The following is a 25,831-nucleotide window of genomic DNA, read 5'->3' on the forward strand; positions in this document are numbered from 1 at the left end:
GGCTGAGCTCACTTGGCCGCGGGTTTCTCGATCAGCTTCTTCAAGCTGTCGCGGGCAGGCTTGCTATACCCATCGCCGCCCGCTCCGGGCGACTCGGTGTCAGTCTGGTCGTCGTCCGGCTTGTTCTTCTTGAATTTCTTTAAAATGGTGTTCTCGGGATCATCAGGCAAGAGCGACATCAGCCAATCCCCGGTTCCCTGCAGGACCACGCGGGATTTGGCACCGGTGACCCAGTCCGGGCGCTGCTTGTCCGGCACCAGCCAGCTGAAGAACAGGAAGGCGACGACCACGATCAGCAGGCCGCGGCCCAGTCCGAACAGGAATCCGAGGGTGCGGTCGAGCGCGCCGATGCGCGAATCGAGAATCATGTCGGAGATTTTGACCGTGATCACCGAGACGATCAGCAGGGTGCCCACGAAAGTACCGGCGACGACGACCACGCTCGCGACGGTATCGTTGTTGAAATAGGTCTTGGCGGTCGGCAGCAGCTTGGAGAATGAATAAAGCGTGACCAGGGCGGCCGCGCCCCAGGCTGCGATCGACAGCACCTCGCGCATGAAGCCCCGGACCATCGCGAGCAGCCCCGACACCAGCATCACGCCGAGCAGGATGAGATCGAGGATCGTTATCGGCATCGGCTGCTCAGGTCCGCTTCACAGGTCCAAGGTTCGCTTCGAGTCGACGGAGGACCGCCCCTCCGGGAGGAGGACAGCGAGGTTCCCCGGCAAGTCCGGACGGCTGCACGATCCCGTGTGGGCGACCGGTTGCGGCGTTGTATAGCGGCGAGTCACGCGAACGTCACGGTCCGGCTAGCCGTCCTGGCGGCGGAATCTCGCCGGTGTGGCATTTTTTTCGGCATGGCTGGGGCCGCGGCGGCCCTGGTCGCCGTCTTCGCGGCTGCTGTCGTGTCGGGCACGAGGCGTGCCGCGCGCGGCGATGTCGGCCACCAGGCTGGTCAATCCGCCGACGGTATTGAGGCTGAGCCCGGCGTCGCCGCCGGCCTCGCCGCGGGCGCGCTCCGGCAGTACCACGCGGCCGAAGCCGAGCTTGGCAGCCTCCTTCAGCCGAGCCGAGGTCTGTGCCACCGGTCGGACCGCGCCCGACAGCGAGATTTCGCCGAAATAGACCGCATCGGGCGGCAGCGGAGCGTTGACCAGCGAGGAGACCAGAGCCGCGGCCGCGGCGAGATCCGCCGCAGGCTCGTTGATGCGCAGGCCGCCGGCGACGTTGAGATAGACGTCGTGGCCCGACAGCTTGACGCCGCAATGCGCCTCCAGCACGGCCAGCACCATCGACAGCCGGCTCGGATCCCAGCCGACCACGGCGCGGCGCGGCGTGCCGAGCGAGGTCGGCGCCACCAGGGCCTGGATTTCGACCAGCACGGGGCGCGTGCCCTCGATCCCGGCAAAGACCGCCGTGCCGGGGCTGCCGAGATCGCGCTCGGACAGGAACAGCTCGGAGGGGTTGGTGACCTCGCGCAGACCCAATCCGGTCATTTCGAACACGCCGATCTCGTCGGTCGGGCCGAACCGGTTCTTGACCGCGCGCAGGATGCGGAACTGCTGCGAGCCCTCGCCCTCGAACGACAGCACCGCGTCGACCATGTGCTCGACGACGCGGGGCCCGGCGATCTGGCCGTCCTTGGTGACGTGGCCGACCAGGATGATCGCGGCGCCGGATTTCTTGGCGAACCTGATCAGCTTCTGCGCCGAGGCGCGCACTTGCGTCACCGTGCCCGGCGCCGATTCGACGGTGTCGGTCCACATCGTCTGGATCGAATCGATCACGATCAGCCGTGGCACCGTGCCTTCGGACAGGGTCGAGATGATGTCCTCGACCGAGGTCTCGGCCGCCAGTTGCACCGGCGCATCCGCGAGCCCGAGCCGCTCGGCGCGCAGCCGCACCTGGGCGACGGCTTCCTCGCCCGAGATGTAGACGGCGCGATGGCCGGCACGCGCCATCATCGCGGTGGTCTGGGTCAACAGCGTCGACTTGCCGATGCCCGGGTCGCCGCCAACCAGCAGGATCGAGCCGCGCACGAAGCCGCCGCCGGTGACGCGGTCGAGTTCGGTCATGCCCGACGACAGCCGCGGCGCGTCGATGCTCTTGCCGGTCAGCGATTCCAGCTGGAAGGTGCGGCCCTTGCGCTTGGAGCGCAGCGACACCGGCGCGGAGGTCGCGCCCGTCGTGTCTTCCTCGGCCAGCGTGTTCCACTCGCCGCAGGCCTCGCACTTGCCCTGCCAGCGCGAATAAGCCGCGCCGCAGTTCTGGCAGACGAAGGAGAGCGTGGTCTTGGCCATGAGGTGAGAATCGGTGCGGTCAGGAGTGGGTGGCGTTCCATAACATACTTAGGCCCGCGGCCAGCATGATGCCATCCATCACCACGCGGAACAGATCGGGCTTCATGTGCAGCACGAAGCGCTTGGCGACGAAGGCGCCAGCCATCAGCGAGCCGCCGGCGATCAGGCCCTTGAGAAGAATGTCCGGCGTCAGCGCGCCGAAGCGCTGGAAGGTGATGGATTTCGAGACATAGAGCCCGAGCGAGCTCGCGGCCTCGGTGGCGAGGAAGGCGCCTTTCGACAGGCCATAGAACAGGAACAGCGGCACGCTCAGCGGTCCGGTCGAGACCACGATGCCGGTGAGGAAACCGATGATCGCGCCGCCGAGCGCGAGATGCCAGAGGTTGGCCTTGAGGTCGTGCCGCGTCAGCCAATGCCGTACCGGCACCATCGCCATCAGGAACAGCCCGATCGTGATATCGACCGCCTGCGACGGCAGGATCAGCAAGGTGCGCGCGCCGAGTGCGGCGGCCGGAATGCCGGTGACCGAATAGGCCGCGCAGGCGCGCCAGTCGACCTCGCGCCACCACGCCAGGATGCGCGACAGGTTCGCCATGACCGCAGCGACCGCCATGATCGGCACGGCCTCCTTCGGGCCGTACTCGTAGGCCAGCACCGGCATCAGCATGATCGACGAGCCGGTGCCGACGATGCCGGACAAGGTGCCGGCCACGAGGCCGACCGCGAGGACGAAGAGGAAGCCCAAGATTTTCGCGCCTTCGTGACGGCGGGCAAGATCTCTCTCCCGTCATTGCGAGCGAAGCGAATCAATCCAGAGTCGCGCGCATGACTCTGGATTGCTTCGCCGCTTCGCTCCTCGCAATGACGGATGAGAGAAGCAGGGCCCAGGTGGTTAACGGGTGGTTCGAGCCGACTCGAAATCGGCGATGATTGTGCGTCCGCATCATTAAAAGTTGAAGCGTATTCCTCGCACGTCCGCCGATGTTCTCGGACGATGACGATGAGCAAAACGCCAATGTCCTTGCAGATGCGGCCGTCCATGACGGCAACCGCCGAGGCGGAGTTCCCCTGGTTCGCGGCCGCGATGCTGGCCATGGAAGCCGGCGAGGTCATCCGGCTCCGGCTGGAAAAGTTCGCGCGCGGCGAAGCCGATGCGGGCGAGGAGGCGGAGCTGATGGTCAGCGAAAAGCTCGCCGCAGCCCTGGAGGCGACGGCGAAGCTGATGGCCGGCGCCAGCCCGGCGGCGGTCGTCGATCTCTATCGGGATTATGTCGCGGCCAACGCCGAGCGGCTGTCGGCGTAAGCCCCGCGCAGTCCGATTGCGTTGGACTGCGGATGTCGAGCAACGCAGACGAGCTGGTCGAAACGCCGCCGACCGGGCGGTTTCATGCGTCCAGGTGCGGTGTTGCCATCGCGATGAAGATCGGACACCTTCCCGAAAACACCGACTGCTGTTCACTTCCTTTCGCCGGACCGATCCAGTGCGACTGCTCATACGCCTCATGCAACGCGTGCTGGTCGCCGGGCTGGGGATCTTCACGGTCTGGCTGATCGTCTTCGTGGTGTTCGAGACCGCGAACCGCAGGCTGCCCTGGATTGTCGCAGTCGGCGTCAGCTACGCGTTCGCGGCCTATGTCGTTCTGCCACGCGTGATCCGGTTGAGTCTCAGGATTCTTCAGAAGCGGCGAGTGCCCAGCTACACGATCACGGGTGATGGATTGCCCGGCGACCCCGTCAATCTCGCCCTGGTCGGGACGCTCCAACAGCTTCGCGCAAGCTTTGCTGCGGTGGGGTGGTCTGAAGCGGACCGATTGGGCCTGACGAGCTCTTGGGCCATGATCCGCGCCTTCGTCCTCGATACGCCTTACCCCACCGCTCCGTTCAGCACGCTCTATCTGTTCGGACGCGGCCAGGATATCGGCTTTCAGAAAGCCATCGGCAACAGCCCGCGACAGCGCCATCACGTCAGGTTCTGGGCTGTTGGCCTGGCACACGCAGAGCAAACCTGGAATGCAGGCGATTTCTGGTCCAACGCCGATCGGCCGGCGGTCGATGAATCCGCTCTGTGGGTCGGAGCCGGCACGAAGGACACCGGCCTATCGTTCACTCGATTGACGTTTCAGGTCACGCACGCCACCGACCCGGATGTCAACGCCGAGCGGGACTACATCATGGCCGAACTGATCAGGACACGATCGATCGAGATCGTGGAGCTGTACAAAGCTGGTCAGAGCCTCCCTGAGCGGGTCAATCACTACGTGACGGACGGTGACATTGCGTTGGCGAGCATGTTGGTCTCCACCACGGACGACGGCACATGATTGCCGTCGTCTGTCTAATGGATATGCTGACGAGCCTCTTTCGATGTCGTTCGCTCTGCTCGGGGCCGGACCAGGAAGGCGGTGCCGAGCAGGACGACCATTGCCACGCAGACGACCGTCAGGAACGCCTGATCGAAGGCGCGGTGAGCGTGCGAGGTGACGATGGCAGCGAGTTCGGTTGGCAGCCGCTCGGCGGCGATCAGCGCCTCGTCGATGCTATCGCGCGCAACGGCGGGAATGCCGAGGCCGTCGGGCAGAACCATGAACGCCGTATAGACTCCGGACAGGATGCTGCCGAAAATGCTGATGCCGATCGTGCCGCCGAGCTCGAACGACACCTCCTCGATCGACGCGGCCATGCCTTCGCGGCCTTCAGGCGCGTGATTCATCACGGAGTTGGAGGCGGCGGCAATGGATGCTCCGAGCCCGAGCCCGTTGATCGCGATGCAGACCAATTGCAGGGCCAGATTGGCGTTGTAGCAGAGCAGGTAGCCGGCCGCGCCGATGCCGGCGATCAACAGCGCGCCGGACATCGTGGTGGCGGCTCCCACGCGACGGAGCATGAGGCTCGCGAGCGGCCCGCCGATGAATGCACCGAGCGGGGCCGGCAGGATGTACAATGCCGCCTGCAGCGGCGAGTAGCCGAGGACGAGTTGCAGGCGCTGGCTGATCGCGAGCTCCGTCCCCGCAATGGCAAGCGAAGCCACGATCGCGGTGATCACGCTGAGCGTGAACTCGACGTTTCGGAACAGGGTGAAGTCGAGCAAAGGATCCTCGAGACGCAATTGACGGCGTACGAACACCGTCAACATGATGACCGTCGCGACAGCCGTGCCGGCAAGGACGACATAGGAAGACTGGCGACTGCCGAGCTCCTCGACGACGTAGGCGAAGCCGATCAGCCCGGCCATCACCTGCACTGAACCGAGGAGGTCCCAGTCGCGCTCAGCACGATCGGCCGGTGCAGGAATCAGCAGCAGGCCGGCGACCAGCGCCAGGACGACGAGCGGCACGTTGATCAGAAAGACCGAGCCCCACCAGAAATATTCCAGCAGGACACCGCCGACCAAGGGGCCGACTGCCGCCCCGCTGGACGCAACGGCTCCCCAGATCGCGATGGCGAGCGCCCGTTCGTGGTCATCGGAGAAGGTGATGCGAATGATCGACAGCGTCGCCGGCATCATCAGCGCGGCGCCGATCGCGAGCAGGACGCGTCCGCCAACCAGGATCGTGGCGGTCGGCGAATAGGCGGCGACGACCGAGGCCAGTCCGAAGACGATGAGGCCGGCGACGAATGTCCTCTTGTGCCCGACGCGATCGCCGAGCGAGCCGAAGCCTGGAAGCAGGCCGGCGACGACGAGCCCGTAGGCCATGACGATCCACAATTTCTCCGAGGCGGTTGCTCCGAGCTCATGGGTCAGGCTGGGCAGCGCGGTATAGAGCACCGTCATGTCGATGACGACGAGCGCCAGCGCGCTGGAGACGGTCAGGAGAATGAGCCAGCGATTACGTTTCGACATCGGCGAATCCGCCGGCGCAAGATTCTGTTCAGTCCGCGCATTCGCCATCTCGTGCACCGTCCTCATTCCCGTTCAGAGTCTGTCGCGATGCGTGATCCGGCCGTTCATCATCGTCAGCTGAACGTTCACCTTGCCGATCTCGTGCGGCCCGACATCGAACAGGTTCTTCTCCAGCACGATCAGATCGGCCAGCTTCCCGACCTTGATGGAGCCGATCTTATCCTCCATGCGCATCTGGTAAGCTCCGTTGATTGTGTAGCCTCGGATGAGCTGCGGCAGGCTCAGGCGTTCGGCAGCGGGCGGATGGACCAGGCCGTCGGGCTTGCCGGGCTCCTGGCGCGTATGGCCGGCCTGCACCGCCTCGAGCGGCTTGACCACGACCTTGGAGCCGGTCGCCAGGGCATCCATTCCGAACGACACCGTGACGCCTTGGTCGATGAACGTCTTGAAGCTGTACATGCGGCTCCAGCGCTCTTCGCCGTAGATCTCGCGGATGCGGCGCTGGCTCGTATCCGGCACGCCCCACTGGATCTGGGTGTTCGCAATCAGGCCGAGCTTTCTGAAGCGCGCAATGTCCGAGGGCGCGGTGAGGAACGCGTGGCAGATGGTATGGCGGCGGTTGCCGGGGCCCTGCCTGCCGAACGCGGCTTCGTATCCATCCAGGCTCATGCGAACTGCGGCGTCGCCGACGGCGTGAAGGTGCGTATCGATTCCCTCCGCATGGGCTTCGCGCAGGATTCGATTCAACACGGGCGATGGCAACAATGGTTCGCCGCGCCAATCCTGCCTTCCGGCATAGGGATCCAGCAGATAGGCGGTGCGGCTCAGCTCGGTGCCATCGACGATCAGCTTGAGCACCTCGGCCTTGACCAGCGGAGTGCGATAGCGCTTCCGATAGGCCCGAATGATCGGCAGCGGATCGACGTTGGGGTCGTTGTGATAGAGGCTGCCGATCACGCGTTGCAGCAGCTTGCCGCGGCTCTCGAGGTCGACCAGCATGTCGAAACCGTGATGCTGCTCGGTCGGCCAGGCGCTGAAGCCGGCATCGAAGAGGGTGGTGATGCCGGCGGCTGCGAGCTTGGGCTGCCATTCCTCGATGGCGGCGGCGGCCGACTTGAGGCCGAACGGTTCGATGCCGTGCTTTTCGAGCGTCTTCAGTACCGCGAACAGCGCGGGTACTTCCGAAATGAAGCCAGTCGGCTCGCCATTGGGATCCTTTTCGTACCAGGAGGAGCCGGGCACGACGTCGCGTGGGGTGTCCCTCGTGATGCCGGCCATCTCCAGCAGCTTGGAATTGACCCAGTAGCTGTGCAGATCGCAACTGACGAGCAGGACCGGCCGGTCGGGGAAGATCGCGTCCAGCGGTTCCTTGCGGGGACCCGAGGCGGGAAACGCGCCCGCGATCCATCCGAAGCCGAGAATGAACTTCTCGTCGGAATGCGTCTTGGCGTAATCGCGCAGGATCTCGGAGATGCGCTCAGGATCTTCCTCGTTGACCCAGGCGCCGCGGGCAAATGCCAGAGTGCAAAGATGCCAATGCGCCTCGACGAAGCCCGGCATCAGCATGCGGCCCTTGAGGTCGATGACCTCAGCCCCCCGTCCGGCAAACTTCATCGCTCCGGCATCGTCGCCGACATAGACGATCTTGTCGCCCTTGACGACGACGGCCGCCGCCCAGGGCTGCGAGTCTTCCACCGTGTAGACGCGCCCGCCGCGAAACACGGTCGTGCGATTGGGGGCGGCAAAGGCCGGAGCCGAGCCCGCGGCCGCGAATGCTGCGGCGGCAGCCGTTGTTGCAACAATCTGGCGACGGGTCAGTCCGCCGCCCTCCGGCTTCGACGCCGCGAACAGCGAACCGATGGCTGAGCCGCATGCGATGCACATTGTCCTGCTCCGAAAAACCCGCGTTCCGTGTGAGCCGCATCATTCCCTGATCGAACGCTAAACTACGTTCTTCCGCAGCCGCCAGGATTGACCGCGATCAACTCGGCCTCAAAGGCGTCGAGCGTGCGCACGCAGACTGACGCTCTGGATGCTTGCTGATGGTGAAAATTCAAATCGAATGCCTTCAGACAGGATTGCAGACCGGATTGCTGCTCACGGCCACGGAGGCCGCTCGTTCCGAGCAGCGTCATTTTGGAAACAGGAAAGCCAGGCTGGCGCGAAACTGCCAATGCGATGCCTGGTCCGGCTTCAGCAGATTGTAGTACGCGCCCACCTCGGCATTGATCGGCTGCTTGTCGACCATGAAGAGCTTGCCCACGCCGACGCCGATCGGGACGACCCAGCGATCATTGCCCTTCGCGAGCCAGTTCGCCGTGATGATGGGACTCGAGCTGATGTAGGATCCGTCGGAGAAGTTGTAGGTCACGAAGTACTGCAGCATCATCTGGTTCACCGGCGCGCGGTCGCTCGGACCTGCAAACGACCAGATGTTGTTGGCGAGCACCCCGAGCACCCATGGACCCGGCATGGTCAGCGCGACAATGGTCGGGCCTGCGCTCCATTTTCCCGAACCGAGGGCGGGATCGGTCGCCGACGGATAGGAAAAGGTCGGGCCGACACCCCAGATGAGGGCGCCCGAATGGGACGGGGTGAGCGCGAAGATCTGGTTGATGTCGCCGACCCCGCCGATCCGGCCTTGCTCGGGGGAAAAGCGGATCTGGGCGATGCCGGGAATGGTCGTGCGCGTCACCAGATTCCAGTCGGCATTGAGCTGGAACGGGATGACCGGCTCGATCTTGAAGACGTCGGCCGTCTGCCGGTACGGGCCCGTATTCGGCATGGCGATATTCTCAAGGCCGACGCTGATCGTGTCCGCGATCGGGTTCTGCGCCGCCTTGGCCAGATCTTCGAGCGACGGCGTCTTGGCCTGCTGTGCCAGGGCGCCGGAGTCATGGCAGAGTGCCGAGATCAGGAGCAACAGAACCACGTGTCGGAAGGCTCTCGGCGTCCTTGTCGACCTCGCTGTCGAAGCGCCGCTCTTGCAGCCACTGTCTCGCGCCCGCACCGTGTGGCCCCGCTGCATCACGTGAAGGTCGGAAAACGCTCGCCCGCGAACAGGGACCGCCGGAGACGAGACCAGTTGGACGCGAACTGGAACGTGTCGAGATCGGTGTAGGTCTGGCCGATCACCTGCATGCCCGAGGGCATGCGGTCCTCGACCAAGCCGAGCGGGACATCGACGACCGGATAGCGGTTGAGCAGATTCCAGTGCCACGTCAGCGCCAAGCCCAGACCGGTGCCTACCCACGGGTCCACCTTGTTTTCCTTGCTCTTGAACATGTCGGCCCCGACAAGAGGCGTTGCCATGGTCGGCATGAGCAGGATGCGGTACCCCTTGCCGAACACGCGCTGCTGGACCTGGCGGTGCAGCCGCTGCAGCAGCTCTTCGGCTTCTTCGGCCTGGCGCGGTCCGACCGGGCCGACTTGGTCGAGCATTTCGGTCATGTAGGGCGAGAGCTGATCGCGATGCGCATTCGAGATCTCGATCGCCGTGCCGATGGACGTCGACATCAGCCCGCGGATGAAGACCATCTTGTGGGCCTTCGTGAAGCCGCAATCGACTTCGTCCACCGTGCAACCCGCGGCGCGCAGAGCCTCGATGCCTCTCAGCATCGCAGCCTTCACGGACGGTATGACGTCCGCAATGCCGGCGCCCCAATCCACGGCGATGCGCCACCCGGAAAGGCGCGGATAACGGGTGGGATAGTCGAGGCGAGGGCGCATCGCGGCCATCATCCGCTCGGACGGACCGACGATCGCGTTCTGGAGGCGGACGAGGTCGTCGAAGCGCCGCGCCATCGGGCCCGAGGTCGCGAACGGGATTTCCCCACCGGCCACGCGTCCGAACGGCGGCCTGAAGCCATAGAGACCGCATTGCGAGGCGGGAATTCGGATCGAGCCGCCCATGTCCGAGCCCATGGCGAGCGTCGTGAAGCCTGCGGCCAGCGCCGCGCCCGATCCCGCCGACGACCCGCCCGGAGAGTATTCGAGATTCCATGGATTGCGTGTCGTGCCCCAGGCGCGGGTGGACGCGCCGAGGAAGAGGTAGAATTCCGGCACGGTCGTCTGGAACGGCATGACGGCGCCGGCTGCCTCGAGCAAGTCGGTGATGGCCGAGTTTTCCGTTGCCGGTGGCGAGTCCTTGTAGATGAGCGAGCCCTGTGTGGTCCGCCAGCCCGGCCTGGAGAATTCGTCCTTGATGGCTACCGTGATCCCTTCGAGCGGCCTCTGGTTGCCGCGCCGATAGCGGTCCTCGGACAGCTTGGCCTCCTTGAGCGCCTGATCGAAATGCTCGTAGGTGATGCAATTGACCTTCGTGTTGTAGGCTTCGATCCGCTTGATCTGCGCCTTCAAGAGATCGACCGGCGACGCCTTGCGGGCCCGGAACATGGCGATGAGATCGGCGACCGACGCGTAGCAGAGCGGATCGGCAGACTCGGCCCGCGCGGCCGGCAAACCGAGTTCGGACGCGACCAACGCCGCTCCCGCGCCTTTGATGAGCATTCTTCTGTTGATCATATACGCCTCCGCATGTCCGGGAATCGGTCTGAGTATGTCGATGTGGTCCTGAAGGTGTCGGTCCGAGACGTCGCCGGAGTCAGCTTCGCTGTTCGTGCCTGACCTGACCGTTCATGACGGTCATCAGCACCTTTGTGTTGTGGATGTCGTGCGGGGCGACTTCGAACAGGTTTCTTTCAAGCACGATCAGATCGGCGAGCTTGCCGACCTCGATCGAACCGACCTTCTGGTCGAGCCCGAGCTGATAGGCCGGGCCCATGGTGGCGGCGCGGATCGCCTCTTCGAGGCTGATCCGCTCGTCGAGCGGCACCAAAGCCGGCTGATCCGGCTTGTTCAACTCCCGCCGCGTGGTCGCGATCTCGATCGCATCCAGCGGCTTGTAGGTGCTGTAATAGCCGGCGGCCGGCCAATCGGTGCCGAGCGAGATGTTGGCGCCATGACGCAGGATCGAGCCGGTGCGAAACGCCTGCTCGGCGCGCGCGCCGACGCGCGGCCGCATCACGCCCTGCCAATAGGCATCCGCCACCGACCATTGGGCGGAGAACTGCGCGGTGACGCCGAGCTTGGCGAAGCGCGGCAGATCGTCAGGTGAAACAAATATGAGATGCGCCAGCGTGTGCCGGCGATCGCGCGGCGGATTGGCCTTGATCGCGGCTTCGAACGCGTCCAGCGACAGGCGGTTGGCGCGATCACCGTAGGAATGGATGTGAATATTGAGGCCCGCCCTGTCGGCGCGGCGGATGATGTCCTTGAACTGCTCCGGCGGGACCAGCGTCTCGCCGCTCGTGCTCGGATCGTCGCTATAGGGGGCCAGCAATGCGGCGGTCCGTTGGGCTTCGCCGCCGTCGATGTTGAGCTTGAGAACGGGCGCCTGCACCAGTTCGGAATTGAAGCGTCGACGCAGGGCCATCGCGATCGGCACGGGGTCGATCGCCGGATTGTTGTGGTAGGTCGATCCGACCACACGGAACGGCAGTTTTCCTTTGCGCTCCAGATCCTGATAGAGTTCGTAGCCTGTCTCCTCGGGCAGAACGAGCAGTCCGGCATCGAACACGCTGGTGATGCCGGCGGCCGACGCCTTCGGCAGCCACTGTGCGAGCGAGTCCGCAATATAGCCGGTCGTGAACGGCGAGATCGCGTTGAGGACCGGAAACATCGCCGGTGGCTCGACCAGATAGCCGGTCGGCTCTCCCGAGGCCGGGTCCCGCTCGAAGTAGCTGTAGCCGGGCAACGGATCCTTGGTCGCCTTGGTCACCTTGGCAATCGCCAGCGTCTTGGAATTGACCCAGGCGGAATGGCCATCGATCCCGACGAGAAAGACGGGCGTGTCCGGCCAGATCTGATCGAGATCCTCCTTGCGAGGGCCGGTCGGCGGAAAGGCGTTATAGCGCCAGCCGAAGCCGCGGACGATGCCGGCCTGGCCCAGCTTGGCGCGATAGGCCTTCAGGGCGTCGAGCATCTCCTCCCTTGTGTCGTATTGAAGATCGACACCCCGAGTCACGACAGCGCCCGCTATCGGATGGATGTGTCCTTCCACGAAGCCGGGCAGCAGCATCCTGCCGGCGAGATCGACGACGCGGGTCTTCGGGCCGATGAAGGGCCGGACGCCCGCGTCATCGCCGACATAGACGATGTGCTTTTGCTTGACGGCGACCGCGCGGGCCCATTCCCGGCCGCCGTTCACGGTGTAGACCGGGCCGTTGCGAAACACGATGTCGGCCTTGCCGCCGCCGGTTCGCGCCTCGGCGTTCGTCGGAGCGGACACCGAAGCAACGCCGGCTGCGGCGAACGCCGCGCCTGCCTGCAGGAGCCTGCGTCGTGACGGCTCGGCCTCGTTGACGGAGCCAAAATCAAGCTGGAGCAAACCACGGAACCTTGCCCAGTTGCATGCGATGCACATGCATTCACCCTTACACGCTCTGCGGGAAACGCATTCTTCTTGATTCCGCGGATCATATGAACTCGGGGGAACTACGTAGCCCTTCGCGTGCGAAGCGTTCGCATGAGCCGTGCGTGTTCGAGACGATTAGATTCGAATGACTGTCATTTCGGGAGGAAGTACGCGACGTCCGAAGCGGAATGGCCAATTCGAAGCAAGCAGGGGCCGCATCACCTTGTCATGGACGGGACGCCGGCCTGCGCCAGTTTGCGAGTGGGTTGCGAACTCATCCGATGTGCAGAGTTCAGCTCATGGCAACGAAATCGATGTAACCTGCAAGCGTGCGATTCGTGTGGCTCTGCGAGCAAGACCCCTGATCTGGCCGCTTCCGTGTAGCAACTGGCGGTCTCGCTTCGCTCGGCAATGTGTTCTCATGATCTTGCTGCTGGCCGTGATGCTCCAGCTGAGGGGTGACGGCAGACCGACGGAGTGAAGAATGTTCACACTGGCACATGCAGGGACTTGGCTCGTCGTCGGCTTGATTGGTGGCGGCCTTGCCGGCTTCCTGGTGAAGCGCCGCCGAGCCGGTTTCGGGCTCCTCACCAACATCGGATTGGGATGCGTCGGCGCCCTCATCGGTGGTGTCTTGTTCAACCTGTTCGGGTTGTTTCCAGGCATGGGCAGCATCGTCATTTCGCTGCGCGATGTCGTCGCGGCGTTCGTCGGCTCGCTGGTCCTGCTGGCGGCAATCTGGTTGTGGGGCGCAGCCCGCGAACGGAGTCCGCGCTGACCGCAGGCGGTGGTCAGCCGGAGTGACGCGCGGTCTCCGCGCGCCAGTCGCGCGGGCGCATGCCGAAGCGCTGCTTGAAGCGGCGCGTGAAGTGCGACAGATCTGAAAAGCCCCAGTCGAAGGCGATGCGGCCGATGTCGCGGCCGCATCGGGCGGGATCGCGCAGATCGCGCGCTGCGCCATCGAGCCGGCGCTCCATCACCAGGTCGGAGAAGCTGGTGCCGGCGCGGGCCAGCAGCTTGTGCACGTAGCGCTCGCTGATCCCGACGACAGATGCGATGGTCGCCACCGTCAGGCCGGGCTCGCGCACCCGCTCGTGAATGGCGCGGCGCAGCGCCAAGGTCGTCGCATCGGCAAATGAGGTGGTCGCATGCGGCTCGCGGCGGCCGCGGCGCGCCAGGCTCAGCGCCACCAGATCGAGCAGCACGCCGAACAGCGCCGACGCATCGTCGGGCGCGAGCCGCAGCGCATTGGCGTTGAGGGAGCGCGCCGTCTCCACGATCAGTGCGCCGACGCATGGATCGTCGGACAGCCGCGTCGGCGCGATGTCCGGCTCGGCCGGCAGGCGGCTGCACAGCGCATCGGCGGGGACGCGGAACGAGATCACGCCGAGCGACGGCCCGCGATCGTGCTGCAGCACGAAGGTGCGATCGCTGTCGAAGATGCCGACCTGACCGGCGGACAGGCTGACATCGCATTCGTCCTGCAGGATGGTGCAGCGGCCGGCCAGCTTGAGGTTGAGATAGAAGCAGCGCTGGGTGGAAGCGGCGATGTCCGTGCGCGAGCGGCGTACGATGTGCTCGGGAAAGCTGACGCGGTTGATGGCGCCGCTCCCGAGGCTGATGCTTTGCACCTCCGCGGCGAATCCGATGCCGCGCGCCGGCTCCGGCGTCAAGTTCATGAAGGCCTGGCAGATCGCCTCGCGGTAATACGAGAACTGCTCCTCCGGCCGCACCGCCGCCGTATTCCAGCTCCGCTGCCGTTCCGGCTCGGCGCCCATCGGTTCACTCCGAGACCAATCGGGTTCAGTTGCAGCCAAGCGCCGCGGGCGCGGTCCGGCCCATAGTCCCTGCACCGCCTTCCATCGTGCAAAGGAACGTGATCATGTCAACCTACGTCCTGGTCCATGGCGCCTGGCATACCGGCGCCGAGCTCGAGCCGGTCGCCGCGCATGTTCGCTCCGCCGGCCACACCGTCCATCTGCCGACCATCCGCGGCAACCGCCCCGGCGACGCAAAGACCTCCGGACTCGACGAGGCGATCGCCTCGATCTGCGACTACTTCAGCGAGCACGACATCACCGACGCCGTGCTGATGGGGCATTCGTATGGCGGCATGGTCATCACCGGCGTCGCCGACCGCATCGCTCAGCGCATCCGCCGCCTGGTCTACTGGAATGCGTTCGTGCCCAACGACGGCGAGTGCCTCAACGACATGGTGCCACCGCACTATGTTGCGCTGTTCGACGCCGTCGCTGCGGAGCGCGGCGACGGTTCCGTGGTGCTGCCGTTCCCGGTCTGGCGCGAGGCCTTCATCAACGACGCCGATCTCGCCACCGCGACGCGCGCCTATGAGATGCTCAATCCGCATCCCAACAAGACCTTCACCGACAAGATCAAGCTGCGCGCCAATCCCGCCGAGATGGCAATCGCGAAATCCTACATCAACTGCACCGAGGACACGGCGCTGCCGCACAGCCTGCCATGGCATCCGCGGTTGTCCGGCAAGCTCGGCCTGTTCCGGCTGGTCCAGCTGCCCGGCAGCCATGAGCTGTGCTTCTCCGATCCCGGCCGGCTCGCGCAGGCGATCATGGATGCGGGACGCGATTGACGGCGCGTGTCGTCACGCTCCTGGTGTGGCGCCGGTCGGTCATCATTTCAGGTTGTGATCGGCGTCACATTCGCCGGGAGCGCGATCGGCCAGACTGATCTCCGATGAATGCAGCCCGGCGGGGCCTCCATCCTCGCCGCACCATCGGAGAACGCGTCATGGCCCAGCTCCATCTGACGTCCCCTCGCGGACTTGCATCCAAGGTGTCCGCCGCGAATGCGCCCGCGCGGCCGGCCGCGACCAAGGCCGGCTGGCTCGCGATGGCCGCCGGCGCGATCACGACCGTGTTCGCCGCGATCGGCGCGGTGAACAGCGTCCTACCCGCGGCGTCGAACGTCGGCGCGGCCGTGCTCGAAGCGCTGAACGTGCCGGCCTGCCTGTCCTATGCCGATCGCTATGACGGCACGCAGAGCAGCTTCCGCAAGGAAGGCCAGTTCTGGCGCGAATATCCGCGCGGCTCGGAGACGTATAGTTACGAGTTCAAGGAGATCCGCCGCACGCGCCAGGAGATCATGCTGTGGAACGTGACGCCGCGTCCGAACGTGCCGGATGCCGCGAGCCTCGTCGTGCATCTGCCGGTGTGCGGCGGCATGGCGGTGCTGACCGAGGGCCTGCCCGAGCGCGCGACCAATCTGCAGCAGACCTGGCCCGACCGCGGCTGAGGCTCCGACGCGGACAGGCGAGTTCGGATTATTTCAGCACGATCCAGGCCGGCGCGTGGTCGCTGGCGCCGTCCTCGCCGCGGATGGCGCGGTCGACGCCGGCCTTGGTGAGGCGTGGCGCGAGCTGCGGGCTCAGCAGCAGATGGTCGAGCCGCAGGCCGGCATCGCGCGGCCAGCGGTTGCGCTTGTAGTCCCAGAACGTGAACATCGGCGCGTCCGGATGCAGCATGCGGATCGCGTCGCACCAGCCCTGATCGACCAGCGCCTTGAAGGCGGCGCGGCTCTTCGGCTGAATCAGCGCGTCCTTGTCCCAGGATCTCGTCGGATAGATGTCGAGCGTAGCAGGCGCCACATTGTAGTCGCCGGCGAGCACGGCCGGCAGGTCGTCCTTGATGAAATCAGCCGCGTGCTTCTGCAGGCGTTTGAACCAGGCGAGCTTATAGTCGAATTTCGGCCCCGGCTGCGGATTGCCGTTCGGCAAATAGAGGCAGCCGACGACGAGGCCGCGCACCGCGGCCTCGATGTAGCGCGCCTCCTCGTCTCTGGGATTGCCGGGCAGGGCGGTGCGGGTCAGCACCGGCTCGGCTTTGCGCGCAAGGATCGCGACGCCGTTCCAGGTCTTCTGTCCCTGCCACACCGCGCCATAGCCGGCCTTGGCGATCGCATCGACGGGGAAATCGGCCTGGGTGCATTTCAGCTCCTGCAGGCAGACGATGTCGGGCTTGGCCGCGCGCAGCCAGCGCAGCAGATTGGGGAGCCGCCGCCGGACATTGTTGATGTTGAAGGTCGCGATCTTCATGAGGCCCGTCGCCGTGGGGATGGTCCGGATGACCAAGCTCGCAATCGGCTTTTTGTTCACGCGGCAGCGTCGATGCAGCCAAGGCTGCCTACGAAAGCCCGGCCTGTCAGGCGACCCGCGCGCTTCTCGGCGGCGCGAGTCGAGAGGGCGCACGCACCTACTTCGGTCGCGACGCCACCAGCGCGCGGATCTTGTCGGCATCGTCCGGCGTCGCGGGATTGTAGATCACCATGGTGAGGTCGGGCCGGCCATCGACGGCGAAGCCCGAAAATTCCATCGAGAGCGATCCGGCGACGGGATGCTGCAGGGTCTTCACGCCGTCACCGTGCCGCCCTTGCACATCGTTGTCGCGCCACATCGCCGCGAATTCCGGGCTCGTCGCGCAGAGCTCATCGACCAGCGATTGGACATTGCGGGCCGCGCCGGCGCGGGCCACGTCAGCGCGGAAGGACGCGACCACATAGCGCGCCACGGCCTGCCAGTTGGGCTGTGCCGCGCGGACACGGCTGTCGTGGAACATCATGCGCAGAACATTGCGCTGGCCCTCCGGCAGGGTGCTGTAGTCGGTGAGGACAGCCGCAGCCGCCCTGTTCCAGGCGAGGATGTCCCATGTCGCCGTGCGAACGAAGGCGGGACTGTATTCCAGCGTATCGAGCACGCGTTGGAGACGGGGTGAGATGCCGTCGATCGCGTGATAGCGGGCTTCGGGTGGCCGGCCGAGACCGAGCAGGAACAGATGCTCGCGCTCGGCGTCGGTCAGCATCATGGCGCGAGCAATGCGGTCCAGCACGTCGGCGGAGGGCGCGCCGCCGCGCCCTTGCTCGAGCCAAGTGTACCAGGTGGCGCTCACATTGGCGCGTTGCGCCACCTCTTCGCGCCGAAGCCCCGGCGTTCGCCGCCGCTGCAGCGGCAGGCCGAAGGTGGTCGGATCGAGCTTGGCGCGGCGATCCCTGAGATAGGTCCCGAGAGGGTTGGCGTCCGTCATCCTGTTAGCGATTATACCCGTATAAAGTCACAACTTTACCCGCATGAGCAGCCTAGCAATATCCCGGCGGTCTGAACAGGGAGTGTGTCTCATGCGCGTATTCGTCACCGGCGCCGCCGGATTCATCGGCTCTGAAACCACCAGGGAGCTGATCGCCGCCGGGCATCAGGTCATCGGCCTCGCGCGCTCCGCCGAGAACGTCCGCACGCTCGAGCAACTGGGCGCGCAGGTTCATCGCGGCTCGCTGCAGGACCTCGACAGCCTGAAGCGCGGCGCGAGGGATGCCGACGGTGTGATCCATCTCGCCTTCATCCACGACTTCGCGAAATTCGCGGAGAACGGCGCCATCGACAAGGCCGCCATCGACGCCATGGGCGAGGTGCTGGTGGGCACGAACAAGCCGTTCATCGTCACCTCCGGAACGGGGCTCGTTGCGGCCAATGTGGTGGTCACCGAAGACATGCGGCGCGAGTCGTCAGCGCATGTCCCGCGCGTGTCCGAGCAGACGGGTCTCGCCTATGCGTCGCGCGGCGTGCGCGCAATGGTGATCCGCCTGCCGCAGGTTCACGGCGCCCCCGGAAGGGCCGGGCTGATCTCCTATCTGGTGGAGCTCGCGCGACAGAAGGGCCGCGCCGCCTATGTCGGCGAAGGCACCGAGCGCTGGGCCGCGGCGCATCGATCGGATGTCGCCCGCCTCTACCGGCTCGCCCTGGAGAAGGGCATTGCAGACGCGATCTACCACGCCGTCGGCGAGGAGGGCGTCCCCATGCGCGAGGTCATCGAGGTGATCGGCCGCGCGCTGAACGTGCCGGTCGTTTCGATAGGTCAGGAGGAGGCGGGCGACTACTATGGACCACTGGCGATGTTCGCGGGCCTGGACATGCCGGCCTCCAGCATCCTGACACAGCAGCGCCTGGGCTGGACGCCCGAGGGCATCGGCCTGATCGCCGACATCGGCCAGCCGGGTTACTTCAAGGCGTGAGCGACGGCCGCGACCGCGGGAAGTGCAGGAGCCAAGCGCAGGGGGCGCGCGAGTCTTGTGCACTGCCACCGGCCTCATGCGATCGGCACGACGCCGGCACCGTGTCGTCCGCGCGCCCCGCAATGACGGCGACGCGGAGATTGGGGCCTTCGGGCGAGAGGCGACTGAACGTAGCGCTCCTGCCGTCATCGCTGCTAGTCTGGTTCATCCCTGCATGAGCCCGCCATGGCAAAACAGCCCATCCCGCACCCGATCCTCTCGACCGCACGCCTGCGCCTACGACAGTTCGATCCCGGTGACACCGAAGCGATGCACCGGTGCTTCAGCGATCCGGATGCGATGCGCTTCTGGAATCATCCGGTTCACACCAAACGGATCGAGAGCGAACGTGCCGTCCGCCGGTTCATCGATTGCACGCCGTCCTACTACCGGTTCTGGGCGGTGGCACAGGCCGAGACCGACCGCTGCATCGGTATGGTGAACTATCACGACGGCCACATGCGTGCGAAGCGCGTCACGATCGGCTACATCGTCGATCCTGCCCGGCAGCGCGATGGCATCGCCACCGAGGCGGTCGCTGCGATGCTCGATTTCTGCTTCGGCGAGCTCGGCCTGCACCGCGCGCAGGCGCTGATCCATCCGGACAATGCCGCGTCGCGCAAACTGGCCGAAAAGCTCGGCTTCCGCTGCGAGGGCCAGTTGCGCGACCACCTGCGCGTCGGCGGCGAATGGCGCGACGACATGCTGTATGCGTTGCTGAAGACGGATCCGCGCGGGTGGGGGCACAATGCGTAGCCCGGATGAGCGCCACGACATGCGGGACCCATGGCGCGGCACACCCGCAACGGTCTCGTGATCCCGGATGTCGCTACGCTCATCCGGGCTACGCTTGCTGCCAATACCTGACCTTCGAGCGCAAGGAGTAGAAGAAAAGTGCCGAAGTATTCCGGGGCATCTGGAAGCCGTTCACCTTCCGACTCTGAAACGTTCACAACGAACGAATCGGTATCGAGCGAACCGGCAGGGTACAATTCCAATTAAATCGTTTAAGGCCTTCGCATGGAGCAACCGCGCAAGCACCACTTCAACCCGGCCTTCTACCTCGGAAGGTTCGCCGGCCCGGATGGTGATGTCCGCGAAATGCGCCTGGTCCGCGGCAAAGTCATTCTCAAGTCCAGGCATCCTGATGCCACCGGGTTCCAGCGTGACCTATACCGCATCGAGGGTGCCCCGGAGGAGCACTCCCAGCACCTTGAAGTCCATTTCATGTCACCGCTCGACAATGGGGCCGCAAAAGCGCTGGAAAGGATCGAGGCTGGCGACACGATGGACTGGACGGCTGAAGAGCGAAGCGAGTGGGTCCGATTCATCATCGGATTTCTCTTTCGGCATCCCGCAAGCATCGCGCTCATAAAGAAGCACTTCGCCGACGTGTTCGAAGGAGCAATCGAGGCGCTCGAACGGCACTATGACGAGGTCCGCGGCCCGAACGACCCCGCGACCTTTGCCGAGGCTTATGCGCAGAGCAACCCGGCAGCCGCGGAGATTCATGCAACAAACATGATCGCCGAGCTTATCGACAACGACAGGCTTGGCCCGACGATATTCGAAATGCAATGGGCCGTGCTGGATATGACGCGAGCGAAGTTTTCGGTCCTGACCTCTGACCGGCCGCTCTACATGCCGCTGCCGCTTGGCCGGCCAGATGCCTACATTCTGCTGCCGATCTCGCCCACCAAATACTTTATCGCCGCGCGTCAGCGCGCCACGATCGAAGCGCTCAAAAAGCTGAATCCAACCAAAGTCGTCAGGGAAGTGAACACCGCCATTGTCCAGCAAGCCCGTGAATTTGTGTGGGGCCGCGACGATTCACAGCGAGGCTTTGTCGAAAAACATTTCGCCAAGCTGCCGGAGCGCGAGCTGCTGACCGAAGCACAAATGAAAGAAGCGATCGACGCCGCGCGGGGCGCGACGGCGAAGGATTTTGAAGAAAGCTGATCCCACGGTCAGTGGAAGAACCACAGAATGGCTCACGCAATGATCAAGGAGGCGAGCGTCACTGTAATCCTGACCGTAATCCTGGGAGCATTTTTTGCCCGGCCTCAAGATCGCACGGGGGAAAGTGTCTTCGTGGGGGAGCTACGGGATGATGAATTTGACAGCTAATCGATTCTCGAATTTACTAATGTTACATGCTTTGGTTGTATTAAATCATCGGCGGGATCGGGCGGATGGGTGCGCGTCTCTACAAGGGCGTAGGAGTCGGTACGTTTCTCCATCCAAGCGACCTGAGGCTCTCCGGGATACAGCCGAGAGGCAACCGGCCGCGCGCCCCAACAATAATTGACCTTTGTGAGCACATCGCGCGAGGTACTATCGTGTCACCGTACATCTCGCTTACGCGCTCCTACGGGGTGGCCGAGGCCTATGCAATTGACTACAGCAAGGTAGAGCCGACTCGGGCTGTTCCTGCTCACGTATACGAGATTGATGTTCCGCCTAGCGCTGTGGCGCATGTGGTCGATCCGGTGATTTTTATTGCGTCGCAGCAAGGAGATCCCTTATGCTCGCCATCGTATCATCACGATGGGGATCAAAGCTTCCTGAAGTACGTTGTTGACCCAGCGCTCAGGGCATTGCCTGGGTCGAGCGCTCCGACGTCGCGGCGGCCGCCCGGAATGGGTTTGCCGGCTCCGGCTAAGATGCAAATCGAATTCGAAGCGATGGCATTAGCCCTTAGGGATGCCGAAATTCTGCTCGAAGGCCGCATTCCTAAAGAATGGATACTTCATCGCTATGAAGTTTTCTAACTCGGGAGGTCAAGGTCATGCCGGAAATAGATATGACGACCGATGACTTTGGGTTAGGAGGCAAAGTGCAATGCGTGCGTGCGCGTTGGTGGCGTGGCGAAAGCAAGTGCGTCGTTGTAGATTTCGAAGAGACAGGCAGTTATCTAGCCAAGAACAACAAGTTTTCGTTTCGGTTAGACTTAGACAAGGTGGTCTTTCTTGACCACATTTCAGACTCTACCATTGATAGTGTTGTGCATTCGAAGGTCGAGCCGATCTGGCAGAAGATAATGAATTGGAAGCTTAACACAAGAAGCCCCAGGGATGTTGCGATACCCTAACCGGTCTCTGTCTAAGTTCACATTCTAATTTGGGGGACAGATAGCTCGATTGCCTCGAATGGGTTGGTGAATGCTCGCCGAACGATCAAGAATCTCATGAGTGCATTTTGGGAAGCGGTCCTTTAGGAGCGACCTGCGCCCAAACATGAATTTCCCTCGCAATCTCAACGCGACGCACCCTGTCCAGTCCCCCCGCGAAAAATATTCGTCGTTCGTTTTTACAGAAATCATGTTTTTCTATCTCCGTCCCGCCTCGACACGAGGGGCGTATCGCGATCGTCATGACACGCGGGGTGGGATGTGGTGGGCGCTTGGGGTCGCAGCATGGCTTGAGGCCGTGCGGACGAACGGCACGAGGCGCACGTCGAAGACGTATGGTCCTGGCATCCCGACGCTGATGCTACGCCGGTGGTGATGATGATCCGCCGGTCACGGGGGCAAGACAGCCGATCCCCGGGGAGAGTACGCATAAGGCGTAAAGCCATCGCGCGGGGAATGCCGGTTGACCGGCTGAACCTGTGGTGACTGCCGCCTGCTTTTTTTCTGCAGGCGGGCCATGGGTGAGGCCTTCACCCGGCATTCCCTGCGCCCTCGTCTTTCGAAGAGGGTGAAAAAGAGATGCAAGCCTCGGGCGTTACATGCCGCGAGAACGATGGCTCATGTCAGTTCACCGTCATTGCGAGCGCAGCGACTTGTCCGCCGTAGCTCGAAGAGCGAAGGCGGAAGCAATGCAGGGTGGTGTGCGGGACTCTGGATTGCTGCGCTCGCAATGACGATGTGGAAGCAGCTGTATGCACGTCAGACAGAGAGCGTTGCTGCGCGCGATCAGCTTTCCGCGGCCGCCGCACCGCCCTTGTAGATGCGATGATAGCGCCGGCCGAGATTGGTCAGGACTTCGTAGCCGATGGTGCCGAAATGATGCGCGAGCTCGTCGACGGTGATGCCTTCGCCGAGCAGGGTTGCGAAGTGGCCGCGGCGGGCGGCCTTCGGCGGCAGGTCGGTGACGTCGACGGCGATCAGGTCCATCGAGATGCGCCCTGCGATCGGGCAGCGCTGGCCGGCGATGATGACGTCGGCGCCGCGGGTGCCGTCGTTGGAAGAGGCGGCGCGGAAGTAGCCGTCGGCATAGCCGGCGGAGAGGATCGCGATTTTCGTCGGCCGGCGCGCGCTCCAGGTGCCGCCATAGCCGACCGTGTCGCCGCGCGCGAGGTCGCGCAACTGCACGATGCGCGCCTTGATCTCGGCGACCGGCTGCATCGGATTGTCGGCCTCCGGCGTCGGATTGACGCCGTAGAGCGCCGCGCCGGGACGCACCATGTCGAACTGGAAGGCGGCACCGAGGAAGATGCCGGAGGAGGCGGCAAGCGCGGCGGGCACGCCGGTGAACACGCTGGCGACCTCGCGGAACGTCGCGAGCTGGCGCGCGTTCGACGGGCTGTTGATCTGCTCGGCGGAGGCCAGATGGCTCATCACCAGCGTGATGCCATGGTCGCCGCCCTGGATGCGGGGGATCATGCCCTGCGCATCGATCGGGCTGAGGCCGAGCCGGTTCATGCCGGTGTCGACATGGATGGCCGCGCCGCCCTTCCAGCCGGTGCGGCGGCAGAACATGTCCCATTCGGCGAGCTCGTTGAGGTCGCCGATGACAGGACGGCAGTTGATCGCCGCGTAGTCTTCGCCGGTGTTCTGGAAGAAGCCGTCGAGCACGTAGAGCGCGGCGCTGTCCGGCAGGGCGGCGCGGGCGACTTTTGCCTCCGCGAGCGTCGCGACGAAGAAGGTCTTGCAGCCGGCCGCGGCGAGCGTGCGCGCCACCTGGGGAATGCCGCAGCCATAGGCGTCGGCCTTGATCACCCCGGCGCATTCGGCCGGCACTGCGGTCTTTTCCAGTTTGCGCCAATTGGCGGCGAGCGCATCGAGATCGATGGTCAGCACGCCGGTGGCGCTGGCCGGGACAGCGTCGTCGACCGCCGAGACAGGTTGCTCGGCGGGTTTCTGTTCGGGAACACTCATGTGGCGCTTTTACGCGCCGCGGCGTCACGGTTCAACCGCGTCAGGTCAATAGTCGTGGTGCTGCGGCGGCAGGCCGTCATGGGCGAGGTCGCCGAAGCGGGTGACCGAGGCGTCGAAGTGCAGCTCGACCGTGCCGGTCGGACCGTGGCGCTGCTTGCCGATGATCACTTCGGCCTTGCCGAGCGCCAGATCCATTTCCATCTGCCACTTCTGGTGCTCCTCGGTGCCGGGACGCGGCTCCTTGGCGGCCAGATAGTACTCGCCGCGATACACGAACAGCACCACGTCGGCATCCTGCTCGATCGAGCCGGATTCACGCAGGTCCGACAGTTGCGGCCGCTTGTCCTCGCGGTTTTCGACCTGGCGCGACAGCTGCGACAGCGCGATGATGGGAACGCTGAGCTCCTTGGCCAGCGCCTTCAGGCTGGTGGTGATCTCGGTGATTTCCTGGACGCGGTTGTCGTTGCCGCGCTTGCCCGAGCCCGACAGCAGCTGGATGTAGTCGATCACCAGCAGGTCGAGGCCCTTCTGGCGCTTCAGCCGGCGGGCGCGCGCCATCACCTGCGCGATCGAGATGCCGCCGGTCTCGTCGACATAGAACGGCAGCGACTGCAGCTCGATCGAGCATTCGCGCAGCTTCTCGAAATCGGCCTCGGTGATGCCGCCACGGCGGATGTGGCTGGAGGGAATGCCGGAGCGCTCGGCGATGATACGGGTGGCGAGCTGCTCGCCGCTCATTTCGCAGGAGAAGAACCCGACCACGCCGCCCTGGGCGGCGCGATAGGTGCCGTCCGGCTGCAATTCGGGAACATAGGCCTGGGCGACGTTGTAAGCGATGTTGGTCGCGAGCGAGGTCTTGCCCATGCCGGGACGGCCGGCGAGGATGATCAAGTCCGAATGCTGCAGGCCGCCCATCTTGGCGTCGAGATCGCGCAGGCCCGTGGAGATGCCGGACAGCTTGCCGTCGCGCTGAAAGGCCTTGGCGGCCATGTCGAGCGCGGTCGTCAGCGCCTGGGAGAATTTCTGGAACCCGCCGTCGTAGCGTCCGGACTCCGCGAGCTCGTACAGCCGGCGCTCGGCGTCCTCGATCTGGTTGCGCGGCGCGAAGTCCACCGGCGCGTCATAGGCGACGTTGACCATGTCCTCGCCGATGCCGATCAGGTCGCGGCGCAACGACAGGTCGTAGATGGTGCGGCCATAGTCCTGGGCGTTGATGATCGTGGTCGCTTCGGCCGCGAGCCGCGCCAGATACTGCCCGACGGTCATGCCGCCGATGTCGACGTCGGCCGGCAGGAACGTCTTCAAGGTCACGGGCGTCGCGACCTTGCCCATCCGGATCAGGCTGGACGCGGTCTCGAACACGGTCTGGTGCAGCGGCTCGAAGAAATGCTTCGGCTCGAGGAAGTCCGACACGCGATAGAACGCGTCGTTGTTGACCAGGATCGCGCCGAGCAGACCCTGTTCAGCCTCGATGTTGTGAGGAGCGCTGCGATAGGCCGGCGTTGCTGCGTCAGCCGACGCCAGCTTGTGAACGTTCGAATCGGTAAGTGCCATGACCGCGTGTTTAGCAGCTTTGAAGGGGAGGGGATAAAGCGCCAGTCGCGCGCGAAGCGGAAGCGAAAGCTGAGCGCAATTCACCGTCTGGTAAATCTGGTGGATGAATCCGGACTCGCCAGATGCCGCGCTTGACGGAACCGACAGGACTCAACGCCGCGCGAGCGCGAGCGACACGCCGGTGCAATCAACCGGCGCGATCGTTCGACACGCCGGCGAGGCGGGAACGAGAGCCGGTACGGCAGGGCGTGCCAGGGCCGCGCGTGGATCCGCGCCCGGCGTCAGACCAGCAGCAGATAGAGGAGGGCGATCAGGGATGCTCCCACGCCCGCGGCGATCAGCGCGTAGTCGGTGCTGAAGTCGGTCTGGGGTTCCAACATGGCTCTGGCGGGGCTCGGGGACATGCCAGGACACTACGGCCGGGCTTCCCCAGGGTCTGTGAGCCAGTTCACAGACCGCACGATTTGTTTGAAAATTTGAGTCGGATGGGCATAATCTCGCGCTTGGGATGCAAGACGTCAACAGAGCATCTCAGAATTGAAGTC

General features: G+C 64.5%; 22 protein-coding genes. 9 read left to right on the plus strand and 13 right to left on the minus strand.

Going from position 1 to position 25,831, the window contains the following annotated elements:
- Positions 1-8: 8 nt before the first annotated feature.
- The 3 genes from QW887_RS01930 to QW887_RS01940 all read right to left on the minus strand — a co-directional run bounded on the left by QW887_RS01930 (position 9) and on the right by QW887_RS01940 (position 3,045).
- Positions 9-635, minus strand: a complete 627-nt coding sequence (locus QW887_RS01930) for a CvpA family protein (protein WP_315712460.1) — start codon at positions 633-635, stop codon at positions 9-11.
- 174 nt (positions 636-809) lie between these two features.
- Positions 810-2,300 (minus strand): DNA repair protein RadA, encoded by a 1,491-nt coding sequence (radA, locus tag QW887_RS01935; protein WP_316173838.1) that lies wholly within the window; start codon positions 2,298-2,300, stop codon positions 810-812.
- Positions 2,301-2,319: 19 nt separating this feature from the next.
- A complete protein-coding gene (locus tag QW887_RS01940; protein WP_316173837.1) occupies positions 2,320-3,045 on the minus strand; it encodes a sulfite exporter TauE/SafE family protein in 726 nt (241 codons plus the stop codon).
- A 270-nt stretch (positions 3,046-3,315) separates the two neighbouring features.
- On the opposite strand from QW887_RS01940, the gene QW887_RS01945 reads away from it, so the two are divergent.
- A complete protein-coding gene (locus QW887_RS01945; RefSeq protein ID WP_409998620.1) occupies positions 3,316-3,603 on the plus strand; it encodes a hypothetical protein in 288 nt (95 codons plus the stop codon).
- 199 nt (positions 3,604-3,802) lie between these two features.
- Positions 3,803-4,621 (plus strand): LssY C-terminal domain-containing protein, encoded by an 819-nt coding sequence (locus QW887_RS01950; protein ID WP_315749930.1) that lies wholly within the window; start codon positions 3,803-3,805, stop codon positions 4,619-4,621.
- A gap of 14 nt (positions 4,622-4,635) precedes the next feature.
- Here the strand turns inward: QW887_RS01950 and QW887_RS01955 are convergent, their stop codons facing one another.
- The 5 genes from QW887_RS01955 to QW887_RS01975 all read right to left on the minus strand — a co-directional run bounded on the left by QW887_RS01955 (position 4,636) and on the right by QW887_RS01975 (position 12,430).
- Positions 4,636-6,141 (minus strand): MFS transporter, encoded by a 1,506-nt coding sequence (locus QW887_RS01955; RefSeq protein ID WP_316173836.1) that lies wholly within the window; start codon positions 6,139-6,141, stop codon positions 4,636-4,638.
- A 72-nt stretch (positions 6,142-6,213) separates the two neighbouring features.
- Positions 6,214-8,025 carry an amidohydrolase gene (locus QW887_RS01960; RefSeq protein WP_316173834.1) on the minus strand — a complete coding sequence of 604 codons (1,812 nt, stop codon included), beginning with the start codon at positions 8,023-8,025 and terminating at the stop codon, positions 6,214-6,216.
- A 247-nt stretch (positions 8,026-8,272) separates the two neighbouring features.
- On the minus strand, positions 8,273-9,073 hold the full coding sequence (locus QW887_RS01965; protein ID WP_316173832.1) for a hypothetical protein: 801 nt from the start codon (positions 9,071-9,073) through the stop codon (positions 8,273-8,275).
- 95 nt (positions 9,074-9,168) lie between these two features.
- The gene (locus QW887_RS01970; protein WP_315749935.1) at positions 9,169-10,665 is read right to left on the minus strand and encodes an amidase; all 1,497 of its coding nucleotides are present in this window, start codon (positions 10,663-10,665) and stop codon (positions 9,169-9,171) included.
- 79 nt (positions 10,666-10,744) lie between these two features.
- The gene (locus QW887_RS01975; protein WP_316188398.1) at positions 10,745-12,430 is read right to left on the minus strand and encodes an amidohydrolase; all 1,686 of its coding nucleotides are present in this window, start codon (positions 12,428-12,430) and stop codon (positions 10,745-10,747) included.
- Between the two features lie 610 nt (positions 12,431-13,040).
- On the opposite strand from QW887_RS01975, the gene QW887_RS01980 reads away from it, so the two are divergent.
- Positions 13,041-13,334 (plus strand): GlsB/YeaQ/YmgE family stress response membrane protein, encoded by a 294-nt coding sequence (locus QW887_RS01980; protein WP_316184852.1) that lies wholly within the window; start codon positions 13,041-13,043, stop codon positions 13,332-13,334.
- A 13-nt stretch (positions 13,335-13,347) separates the two neighbouring features.
- On the opposite strand, the gene QW887_RS01985 is transcribed toward QW887_RS01980, so the two are convergent.
- Positions 13,348-14,334, minus strand: coding sequence for a helix-turn-helix domain-containing protein (locus QW887_RS01985; RefSeq protein ID WP_316194113.1), 987 nt, complete (start codon positions 14,332-14,334; stop codon positions 13,348-13,350).
- A 104-nt stretch (positions 14,335-14,438) separates the two neighbouring features.
- Here QW887_RS01985 and QW887_RS01990 point away from each other — a divergent pair, with 104 nt between their 5' ends.
- Positions 14,439-15,164 carry an alpha/beta hydrolase gene (locus QW887_RS01990; protein ID WP_316194114.1) on the plus strand — a complete coding sequence of 242 codons (726 nt, stop codon included), beginning with the start codon at positions 14,439-14,441 and terminating at the stop codon, positions 15,162-15,164.
- A gap of 158 nt (positions 15,165-15,322) precedes the next feature.
- The gene (locus QW887_RS01995) at positions 15,323-15,826 is read left to right on the plus strand and encodes a hypothetical protein (protein ID WP_316194115.1); all 504 of its coding nucleotides are present in this window, start codon (positions 15,323-15,325) and stop codon (positions 15,824-15,826) included.
- Between the two features lie 28 nt (positions 15,827-15,854).
- On the opposite strand, the gene xth is transcribed toward QW887_RS01995, so the two are convergent.
- Together xth and QW887_RS02005 are read right to left on the minus strand one after the other, a co-directional pair.
- The gene (xth, locus tag QW887_RS02000; protein WP_316194116.1) at positions 15,855-16,625 is read right to left on the minus strand and encodes an exodeoxyribonuclease III; all 771 of its coding nucleotides are present in this window, start codon (positions 16,623-16,625) and stop codon (positions 15,855-15,857) included.
- Between the two features lie 157 nt (positions 16,626-16,782).
- Positions 16,783-17,610 carry a helix-turn-helix transcriptional regulator gene (locus QW887_RS02005; RefSeq protein ID WP_316194117.1) on the minus strand — a complete coding sequence of 276 codons (828 nt, stop codon included), beginning with the start codon at positions 17,608-17,610 and terminating at the stop codon, positions 16,783-16,785.
- Between the two features lie 91 nt (positions 17,611-17,701).
- On the opposite strand from QW887_RS02005, the gene QW887_RS02010 reads away from it, so the two are divergent.
- The 4 genes from QW887_RS02010 (at position 17,702) to QW887_RS02025 (ending at position 21,402) form a co-directional block, all read left to right on the plus strand.
- Positions 17,702-18,592, plus strand: a complete 891-nt coding sequence (locus QW887_RS02010) for an SDR family oxidoreductase (RefSeq protein WP_316194118.1) — start codon at positions 17,702-17,704, stop codon at positions 18,590-18,592.
- 225 nt (positions 18,593-18,817) lie between these two features.
- Complete coding sequence (locus QW887_RS02015) at positions 18,818-19,387, plus strand: GNAT family protein (protein WP_316194119.1); 570 nt, start codon at positions 18,818-18,820, stop codon at positions 19,385-19,387.
- A gap of 264 nt (positions 19,388-19,651) precedes the next feature.
- Positions 19,652-20,590, plus strand: a complete 939-nt coding sequence (locus QW887_RS02020; RefSeq protein ID WP_316194120.1) for a DUF4238 domain-containing protein — start codon at positions 19,652-19,654, stop codon at positions 20,588-20,590.
- A gap of 380 nt (positions 20,591-20,970) precedes the next feature.
- On the plus strand, positions 20,971-21,402 hold the full coding sequence (locus QW887_RS02025) for a hypothetical protein (RefSeq protein ID WP_316194121.1): 432 nt from the start codon (positions 20,971-20,973) through the stop codon (positions 21,400-21,402).
- 1,145 nt (positions 21,403-22,547) lie between these two features.
- Here the strand turns inward: QW887_RS02025 and alr are convergent.
- Positions 22,548-23,732: an alanine racemase gene (gene alr / locus QW887_RS02030; RefSeq protein ID WP_316170407.1), complete on the minus strand. Its 1,185-nt coding sequence runs from the start codon at positions 23,730-23,732 to the stop codon at positions 22,548-22,550.
- 45 nt (positions 23,733-23,777) lie between these two features.
- Complete coding sequence (locus QW887_RS02035; protein ID WP_315712432.1) at positions 23,778-25,286, minus strand: replicative DNA helicase; 1,509 nt, start codon at positions 25,284-25,286, stop codon at positions 23,778-23,780.
- Between the last annotated feature and the right edge of the window lie 545 nt (positions 25,287-25,831).

The organism is Bradyrhizobium sp. SZCCHNRI3052, assembly GCF_032484895.1.
Classification (GTDB): Bacteria; Pseudomonadota; Alphaproteobacteria; order Rhizobiales; family Xanthobacteraceae; genus Bradyrhizobium.